Source organism: Bacteroides sp. OF04-15BH (assembly GCF_003477995.1).
GTDB lineage: Bacteria > Bacteroidota > Bacteroidia > Bacteroidales > Bacteroidaceae > Paraprevotella.
Genome location: NZ_QUEM01000026.1, coordinates 46,409 through 55,288, shown reverse-complemented (window position 1 = coordinate 55,288; position 8,880 = coordinate 46,409). Strand labels below are relative to the sequence as shown.

At 47.3% G+C, this 8,880-nt stretch carries 7 protein-coding genes and 5 tRNA genes; 8 read left to right on the top strand and 4 right to left on the bottom strand.

The annotated features are described in order from the left end of the window. The coding region (locus DXA74_RS11755; protein ID WP_158576062.1) for a site-specific integrase at positions 1–689 on the bottom strand (689 nt) is incomplete at its 3' end. 97 nt (positions 690–786) lie between these two features. Then, positions 787–1,401, bottom strand: coding sequence for a TetR/AcrR family transcriptional regulator (locus tag DXA74_RS11750; protein ID WP_065537820.1), 615 nt, complete (start codon positions 1,399–1,401; stop codon positions 787–789). A gap of 447 nt (positions 1,402–1,848) precedes the next feature. Here DXA74_RS11750 and DXA74_RS11740 point away from each other — a divergent pair, with 447 nt between their 5' ends. After that, complete coding sequence (locus tag DXA74_RS11740; RefSeq protein ID WP_118527815.1) at positions 1,849–2,955, top strand: glycosyltransferase family A protein; 1,107 nt, start codon at positions 1,849–1,851, stop codon at positions 2,953–2,955. Positions 2,956–3,162: 207 nt separating this feature from the next. On the opposite strand, the gene DXA74_RS11735 is transcribed toward DXA74_RS11740, so the two are convergent. Together DXA74_RS11735 and aspS are read right to left on the bottom strand one after the other, a co-directional pair. Continuing rightward, on the bottom strand, positions 3,163–4,071 hold the full coding sequence (locus tag DXA74_RS11735) for a T9SS type A sorting domain-containing protein (protein WP_118527813.1): 909 nt from the start codon (positions 4,069–4,071) through the stop codon (positions 3,163–3,165). A gap of 418 nt (positions 4,072–4,489) precedes the next feature. Then, entirely contained in the window at positions 4,490–6,253 is a 1,764-nt protein-coding gene (gene aspS / locus DXA74_RS11730) for an aspartate--tRNA ligase (protein WP_118527811.1), read from the bottom strand. Between the two features lie 209 nt (positions 6,254–6,462). On the opposite strand from aspS, the gene DXA74_RS11725 reads away from it, so the two are divergent. The 7 genes from DXA74_RS11725 to DXA74_RS11695 all read left to right on the top strand — a co-directional run bounded on the left by DXA74_RS11725 (position 6,463) and on the right by DXA74_RS11695 (position 8,744). Continuing rightward, on the top strand, positions 6,463–7,794 hold the full coding sequence (locus tag DXA74_RS11725) for an MATE family efflux transporter (protein ID WP_118527821.1): 1,332 nt from the start codon (positions 6,463–6,465) through the stop codon (positions 7,792–7,794). 44 nt (positions 7,795–7,838) lie between these two features. After that, a complete protein-coding gene (locus DXA74_RS11720; RefSeq protein ID WP_118527809.1) occupies positions 7,839–8,138 on the top strand; it encodes a DUF4491 family protein in 300 nt (99 codons plus the stop codon). 68 nt (positions 8,139–8,206) lie between these two features. Further along, a tRNA-Pro gene (locus DXA74_RS11715) sits at positions 8,207–8,281 on the top strand. A 40-nt stretch (positions 8,282–8,321) separates the two neighbouring features. Next, a tRNA-Pro gene (locus DXA74_RS11710) sits at positions 8,322–8,396 on the top strand. A 40-nt stretch (positions 8,397–8,436) separates the two neighbouring features. Next, positions 8,437–8,511 (top strand) — tRNA-Pro (locus DXA74_RS11705). A gap of 40 nt (positions 8,512–8,551) precedes the next feature. Continuing rightward, positions 8,552–8,626: transfer RNA gene (locus tag DXA74_RS11700), tRNA-Pro, on the top strand. 43 nt (positions 8,627–8,669) lie between these two features. Continuing rightward, positions 8,670–8,744 (top strand) — tRNA-Pro (locus tag DXA74_RS11695). Positions 8,745–8,880 lie beyond the last annotated feature (136 nt).

The following is an 8,880-nucleotide window of genomic DNA, read 5'->3' as shown; positions in this document are numbered from 1 at the left end:
AGGTTAAGCAATTCGCTTCTTCTAAGTCCGGCAGAGTAAACCAACGAAATCATGCAGTGATGCTTGATGTTGGAAATTTGTGCAAGGATGCGCTTAATTTCATTCTTGCTCAACACTTCGGGCAGGCTCTTGTACTCTTTGGCACGGGTGATACCGCCGTAGTATTGTCGCTTGCCGCCTTTCACCTGCTCATAATAGAACTTGATAGCATTGATGCGCATATTCTGTTGCGACACCGAGATTTTCTTCTCGTTCACAAGATAGAGTATGTACTTGTTGATGTCCGGCACTTTCAGGCGGTCGATGTTCCGTCCCTTGTGATATTCCATGAAGTCGCTGAAATAGGCACGGTATGTTTTGACGGTCGAGGGGCTGTAACGCTTCTGTTCCAGCAGTTCGAGGTAGCCTTTCGGCAGTGTGTATTCCCTTTTAGGTTTGGGATGCCGCACGTAAACCCGGCTGTAATCAATATAGGCATGGGGTGAATAGCGGTCGTAGAAATCCGGCAGGCTGAAAGCGGCTGACGCTATGTATGCAGAGCCGTTGCCAGTCATTTCCATGCCTGTGTCTTGGGCGAGCAGTTGGGCGACAGCCTGACTGCTCGCATATTCTATCCGTATGTAGTCTGCACCGTCCCTTGTTTCTTTGTGCAGCACGATGCTTCCTCTTTGTTTCTGAACCTTATCCATGTCGCTGAATTTTGCTTCATGCTCCAAAGATAAAACAAAAACGCCATATTTTGAACATACGTTCAAAAATAATAGAGGTTAAAAAAACAAAACTGTATCAGGCTTTAAGCAGCGAATAGATATAGCGAAAGTTTTCTGCCAGTTCGTCCACGTTCAGACCGTTCAGAAATGCTTGTTCGTATGACAGTCCTAAAAACATTTGCCGGAACATGGTAGCCGTTTTCTTCACGTCCGTGTCGTTTCTGATTTCCCCGCTGTTTTTTGCTTTTTGTATGACTTTCTCCCATAGGTCATAGTCTTGTCGGTAGATTTTCTCAATTTTCTGCCTGATGCCCGGATAGTACATACGCACTTGTGACAGGAAATGAAAGTAGTAGAAGTTAGGGCTACAATCATGCGGGCTGCTATTATCGTCAATCAGTTCAACAATCCTTTTCATGGAAGCGGCTACCCCCGCCACGTATTGCCCGATGAACTTCTCCAACGTATCGGCAGGAGCGGCAAACTTGTTTCCCGGTTCGTGCATTTTTAGCACGTATTTGTCTGCCACAGCCATGAATAAATCCAGCTTGTGCGGAAAATAATAAACGATGCCCGTTTTTGTCACTCCGCAGGCTTTGGCAAGCGTGATGATGCTTGCTTTCTCGTAGTTCATCCTGACAAATACTCCGAACGCTTTATCTATTACTTCTTCACGGTTAGTTATTATCATACACGTTTGTTTTTAATCGGTTACGAAGATACGGATTTTGTTTTAACCATTTGTACCCCAGTGCTTTTTTTTAGTGCAAGGTGCAAGTATATATTTATATATATAGCTTGCACCTTGCACTAACCCAAAAATATTTATTATCAGATATTTGCGAGTTTCAAAAGAAAGCCGTATCTTTGAACCCGAAAGTTAGGCAGACAAACAGCGGTCAAAGTTGGACAGGCTTAACGGTTGAAAATCGTTACTGTTTCGTTACCTATTTGAAATTTTGAAAGCAAAGTAGCTGAAATATAAGCGGTTAGAGTTATAGGTTCAAAACCCTCCCTTTCCGCAGAAACGGAAACAGAATCCTGCAAAGTGTATGCTTTGCAGGATTTTTTGTTTCTTTCTGTTGCGGATAATTTCTTAGAATATCGTTTTATTGGTTTTTCTAAATAATATTTGTGTATGATCAAGATGCTGTGCACCCGAGTGGTACGCAAACTGCTGGCGCAGGATACGGTCTTTCGTTGTGTATCCGGCTTTTTCCGTTCTGTTTTGCCCTACAATCCGCAGGTGGTGGCACAGGCATATAGTGATTTGTCGGCCTGCTCACCTGATCCGGGATACTCGGCTTTGCGACAGAATCAGGTGGAGATGGCTCCTCCTTATGATGTGCAGATTATTATTCCTGCCTATAATGCAGAAACTTTTATCGCCGGATGTCTGGATTCGGTTTTAAGACTGGATACAGCTTTTCGTATATGGATTGTCGTGGTGAACGACGGCTCCACAGACCGCACCGGGGAGATTCTGCAACAGTATGCAGGGGATTCCCGCATACAGATCATGAATCAGGAAAACCGGGGCTTCTCCGGTGCACGCAATCGGGGACTGCAATCTATCCGTGCCCGCTACGTCCTGTTTCTGGATGCTGATGATGAATTGCTGGATCTGGATAGTCTTGTGCGTCGGGCGGACGAGACTCATGCAGATATTACAGAAGGAGGATATGTTACTTTCGGCGCATCGGCAAATCAACAGACTTTCAGGCATGAGAAGTGTGTCGGAAAGGATGCTGTACGTCAATTCTATGGTTATCCCTGGGGTAAGCTTTTCCGGGCAGAACTTTTTGAGCGGATCAGCTTTCCGGAAGGCTATTGGTTTGAAGACAGCATTATGTCGTTGCTGCTCTTTCCGATGTGTAAAGTCGGGGCAACAACCGATACTTTGGTTTATCGCTACCGGTTAAATCCGAACGGTATCACGGCAAAGAGTCGCTGTAGTGCAAAGATTGTGGACTGTTTTTGGGTGACCGCGCGTTTGCTGGATGACCATAAGCAGTTGGGCTTGCCTTTTGATGAAGATTTTGCCCGGGTGATGCTTACAGAAATCCGTATCAATGCCCTGCGTCTGATGGAGCTGAACCGTCGGAAGCTGGAGCAGGATGTTTTCCTGCTGACTATAGCTCTTTGGGAGCAATTCTTTGCGCCGGACTGTTGCGCTTCGCATCCTTTGGTGCGTACTTTGCGTCAAAGGGATTTCGGGCTTTACCGTTTGGCTTGCTGGAGGTAATTAATTGTGTATCAGAGGGCGTATGCTTCCTTAAAAATAAAAAATAGTCGTATCATGACTCTGGACGGAGTTGGATACGACTATTTTCGTAATCTGCTGCAGTTGTGTTGCGCAACTTTGCAGCGTGATGATTAGCTTATTACTGTAATTTCTTTTTGGAAATCCAATAGAAAAGGGTGTCTCAATCACTTTTCAAGTGTGTCCGGCTTATCGGATGGCAATCTTTTGAGTTTTGTTTCCTGCTTTTACCAGATAAATACCTTTGGCCAAGTTTGATATGTCCATGCTGTTGCTTACAGCAGAAGCTACCAGCATTCCATTGGAATTGTAAACCTTGATGTTTGTTGTCTGGTCCAAAGAAATCTTTTGGCCGTCGAAGCAGATATCTTCAGCAGTTACATTCTCGATACTGGTTGTTTCCTCGGTAGTGATTCTTACACCGTGAAGGTATACTGGTGTCAGGCCGGCAACCTGTAACATGGCATAAACCGGACCTGCAGAAGCCAAGGTAAAATCTGTTGCGCCTTCATTATTAAAGGTCTGCAAACCCTCCCACAAATGAATGTTGCAAACAAACAAGGCATTGAAAAATCCCGGAGGGAAGATGGCGGCAGACGGTTGGTAAACAATGGAATACGCGCTTGTGTCGGCAGCTGCATCGTTTGTTCCGGACAGATATAGGTGGGCAGAACTCTGGCAGGAGAGAACCATGCTCATGGTCTTGCAGGATGGAAGGTTGATGAGTACAGCACCACCGTCGTTGTATTTTCCGCTTTGGGTGGCCTTGTGCAGCACGATGGCTCCTTTTCTGATGTCGCTTCCCTGATTGTGCGGATCTCCAAAACCGGAAATGGTATCGCTGGCAAAAGTCTTGTTGAATGGAGGTTTTACATCAGAAGCCGATTCTGTGCTGACCATTTGAAAGATTTTTCCGTTAGGGTCCATTTTGCCGTCTTCTGAAACGCCTACATATTTTTCTATCTTTTCTGGTGTGTCAAACCATAGCCAACCGTTTGCGTCAAGGTCGGCCTCATCGAATGGATAACTGTTTGCTTGTGCTTGTGCGCCGAATACGCAGGCGAACATTAAAAATAATGAAGTAATTGATTTTTTCATATATCTGTGTTTTTGGGTTAATAATTCAGGTTGTTGTAATAGCACCTCAAATATACAAAATATATTTATATTAAATGTATTTTACTTTAAAATAAGTGTGTTTTATAGAAATTTTCTTATGATTTGTTTTGTTCTGCTGAAATCCCTGCCAAATTTGAGTATAAAAAAAGTGCAGTCTTATCATTAGAGATAAACTGCACTTTTTGGTTTATTTTAAGATACTCTTTCTATTTGCTCAGGAAAAGAAAATAGAAAAATATATCGAATACTCCTCTAATTCAGGTAGTTGGCTTTGAAAATGCCTTCTGAGACTTGCAAAAATAAATTCTTCTTGCCCGATGGGACGGAAAAATTAAAGTCTCAGAGTAGCATGAAAGGCTGTTTTGCTCTTTTTGCCCCCACCTGATTTTAGCTGACTTTACTCTTCGATCTTTGCAATCTGAAGATTCAGTTCGTCGAGCTGCTTCTGGTCGATGCATGAAGGAGCGTCGAGCATGACGTCGCGGCCACTGTTGTTCTTTGGGAAAGCGATACAGTCACGGATGGTATCCAATCCGGCGAACAGACTTACCCAGCGGTCCAAACCGTAAGCCAATCCTCCGTGAGGAGGTGCACCGTACTTGAAGGCATTCATCAGGAAGCCAAACTGCTCCTGAGCCTTTTCTTTGGTAAAGCCAAGAATCTGGAACATCTTGTCCTGCAATTCCGGGTCGAAGATACGGATAGAACCGCCACCGACTTCCACACCATTACATACCATGTCGTAGGCATCGGCACGAACCTGCTCCGGATGAGTATCGAGCAAAGGAATATCCTCGTCCTTCGGATGAGTAAACGGATGGTGCATTGCCATGAGACGGCCTTCTTCCTCGCTCCATTCGAACATCGGGAAGTCTACCACCCACAGCAAAGAGAACTTGTTCTTGTCGCGCAGGCCCAGACGGTTACCCATCTCCAGACGCAATTCGCACAACTGCTTGCGGGTCTTCATGGCATCGTCGCCACTCATAATCAGAATCAGGTCACCCGGCTTAGCCTGCATGGCCTCTTTCAGGTTCTGAAGTACTTCCTGGGAGTAGAACTTGTCTACGCTGCTCTTTACGCTGCCGTCTTCCTGCACGCGGGCATATACCAAACCTTTAGCACCGATCTGGCTGCGTTTTACGAAGTCTGTCAGCTGATCCAGCTGCTTGCGGGTGTATGAAGCGCAACCTTCGGCACAGATACCGCCGATGTAAGCTGCGTCGTTGAATACGCTGAACTCTCCGGTATCCTTAAGAACGTCCATCAGCTCTACGAACTGCATGCCGAAACGGGTATCCGGCTTGTCGCTTCCGTACAGACGCATGGCTTCGCTCCACGGCATGCGTGGGAACGCTTCGGTAAGCTCTACACCTCTCAGTTCCTTGAACAGATGCTTGGCCATACCTTCGAAGGTGCTGATGACATCCTCCTGATCCACGAAACTCATTTCGCAGTCAATCTGGGTAAACTCAGGCTGACGGTCAGCACGCAGGTCCTCGTCGCGGAAACACTTCACGATCTGGAAATAGCGGTCCATACCGGCTACCATCAGCAACTGTTTCAGAGTCTGAGGGCTCTGAGGCAGCGCGTAGAACTGTCCCGGGTTCATGCGAGAAGGCACTACGAAGTCGCGCGCACCTTCCGGAGTAGAACCGATGAGCATAGGAGTCTCGATTTCGAGGAATCCCTTGCTGTCCAGATAACGGCGTACTTCCATAGTCATGCGGTGACGCAACTCGATATTCTGTCGTACGGTGGCACGACGCAGATCCAGATAACGATACTTCATGCGGATATCGTCGCCACCGTCGGTGTTGTCTTCAATAGTGAAAGGAGGAGTGAGCGAAGTGTTGAGTACATTCAGTTCAGAGGCAATGATTTCGATCTCGCCGGTAGGCAAGTTCTTGTTCTTGCTTTCGCGCTCGCTAACGGTACCGATTACCTGAATGACAAACTCGCGGCCCAGTTTGTTGGCCTTTTCGCACAGGTCGGCGTTAATCTCTTCGTTGAACACCAGCTGAGTGATTCCGTAACGGTCTCTCAAATCGACAAAGGTCATGCCGCCCATCTTTCGTGTGCGCTGCACCCATCCGGCCAGAGTCACCTGTTTGCCGGCATCTGAAAGGCGCAATTCGCCACATGTATTCGTTCTAAACATATTTCTATAAGTTTTGTATTTCTTCAATGCATGCAAAGTTAGTTCATTTTGCGCATTTAGCCAAACAGACACCTTTTTTTCTGACTATATTCTTTAACGGAATGAGAGGAATGCGCTACTCTGTGCCGGACTATTTGTTGCAAAGGCAGAAAAGGGCTACCTTTGCAGCGTTTTTATGATGCATGAAATATTCTTTATATAAGAGGTATATGATGAACTGGATTAAGAAAAATGAAATTTTGAATATCGCTCTGCCGTCCATCCTGTCGAATATAACCGTTCCTCTGTTGTCTTTGGTCGATCTGACGATTGTCGGCCACTTGGGAGCGTCTACCTATATTGCGGCCATAGCGGTGGGCGGCACAGTGTTCAACATGTTGTATTGGGTGTTTGGTTTTTTGCGCATGGGCACCACGGGTATCACGGCCCAGCATTACGGGGCCGGGCAGCAGGATGAGGTGACGGCCACCTTGTTGCGTTCGCTCGCCCTGGCGGTAGCCATCAGTCTTTTGCAACTGCTGTTGCAGGAGCAGGTTCTGGATTTTGCTTTCCGTGTGATGGAGACCGGTCCGGATGTGGCCCTTTATGTGAACCAATACTTTCATATTTGCATCTGGGGTGCGCCGGCCATGCTGATGCAGTACTGCTTCTTCGGGTGGTTCATAGCGGTGCAGGAAGCGCGCTTTCCTCTTTATGTTTCCATCTTTCAGAATGTGGTGAACATTGTATGCAGTGCCGTTTTTGTGTTTGTGCTTCATTGGAGCGTGCGGGGAGTGGCTTTGGGCACTCTGATAGCGCAGTGGGGCAGTGTGGCCCTTTCGGCTGTTTTTCTGGCCTACTGGTTGCGCCGCCATCGTGATGCGCGCTTTTTCGAGTGGCGCCGTCTGCTCGATGTGCGTGCATTGTTGCGCCTGTTTGATGTGAACAAAGATATTTTTCTGCGTACGCTGTGCCTGGTGTGCGTCACCCTGTATTTTACGTCCGTGGGTACGGAACAGGGCGAGGTGGTACTCTCGGCCAATGTGTTCCTGATGCAGTTCTTTACCTTTTATTCTTATTTTATGGACGGTTTTGCCTATGCCGGCGAGTCGCTCACCGGAAAATACTACGGCGCGCGGCAGATGGACCAGCTGAGGGCGGTATTCATACGGCTGTTCCGTTGGGGTGGGAGCATTGCGCTCGTGTTTACGCTGCTTTATGCCGCAGGCGGACGGTTGGCGCTGACCTGGCTTACCGACAATCCGGATGTGATCGACACGGCCGCACATTATTTGTGGTGGGTGATTCTGATTCCGTTTGTGTCGGTGGCCGCTTTCCTGTGGGACGGTATCTTTATCGGACTGACGGCCACCCGGCAGATGCTTTTGTCGATGTTCGTGGCCGGATGTCTGTTCTTTCTGATTCTCCTGGCCGCTCCGTTGGCAGACCGGAATAACACCCTCTGGCTGGCCTTTCTGGTATATCTTTTTTCGCGCGGCATGGTGCAGACGTTGCTCTATCGCAAGAAAATCCGTCGCCGGCTTACGGTGTGGAAAGGATAATTTTATATCTTTGCGCCGGTAATAAAGATTAAAAAGTAACAGAAATGAATTATACAGGAATTATCTTTGGTTTGGTGACTTTTTTGGTGATCGGCCTTTTTCATCCTCTGGTCATCAAGGCGGAATATTATATCGGGAAAAAAAGTTGGGTGCTGTTTCTGCTTTTGGGAATCATTACACTAGGCTTTTCTCTGTATGCAGAAGATGAATATGTGTCCATCTTGCTGGGCGTAGTGTCTTTTTCCTCCTTTTGGTCTATATTAGAGGTATTTGAGCAGTTCAAACGGGTACAGAAAGGATGGTTTCCGATGAATCCGAAACGAAAAAAAGAATACGAAAATTGAAAAAAGTTGCCGAAATATTTGGATGTTTCAAATAAAAGCCATACCTTTGCATCGCTTTTGAAAAAGTACGGGGTGTAGCGCAGTCCGGTTAGCGCACCTGCTTTGGGAGCAGGGGGTCCCAGGTTCGAATCCTGGGACCCCGACACAGAATCAGGAATCAGAATAATGAGCAACGACTTTTCTCGGGGTGTAGCGCAGTCCGGTTAGCGCACCTGCTTTGGGCGCAGGGGGTCCCAGGTTCGAATCCTGGGACCCCGACACAGAATCAGGAATCAGAATAATGAGCAACGACTTTTCTCGGGGTGTAGCGCAGTCCGGTTAGCGCACCTGCTTTGGGCGCAGGGGGTCCCAGGTTCGAATCCTGGGACCCCGACACAGAATCAGGAATCAGAATAATGAGCAACGACTTTTCTCGGGGTGTAGCGCAGTCCGGTTAGCGCCCCTGCTTTGGGAGCAGGGGGTCCCAGGTTCGAATCCTGGTACCCCGACATCAAAAAAGACTGAAGCCAAATATAAAGCAAAAATTTCATTCGGGGTGTAGCGCAGTCCGGTTAGCGCACCTGCTTTGGGAGCAGGGGGTCCCAGGTTCGAATCCTGGTACCCCGACAAAAGAGAGAAAGGAGACAGTCTTCAGGACTTGTCTCCTTTTTGCATATTTATTAAGATACGAAGCCTCCGGGCCGGCCGGAATGCCAAAAATAAGGACTCCAGTCTCAAAAGATTATAAAGAAGGCTTTTTCAT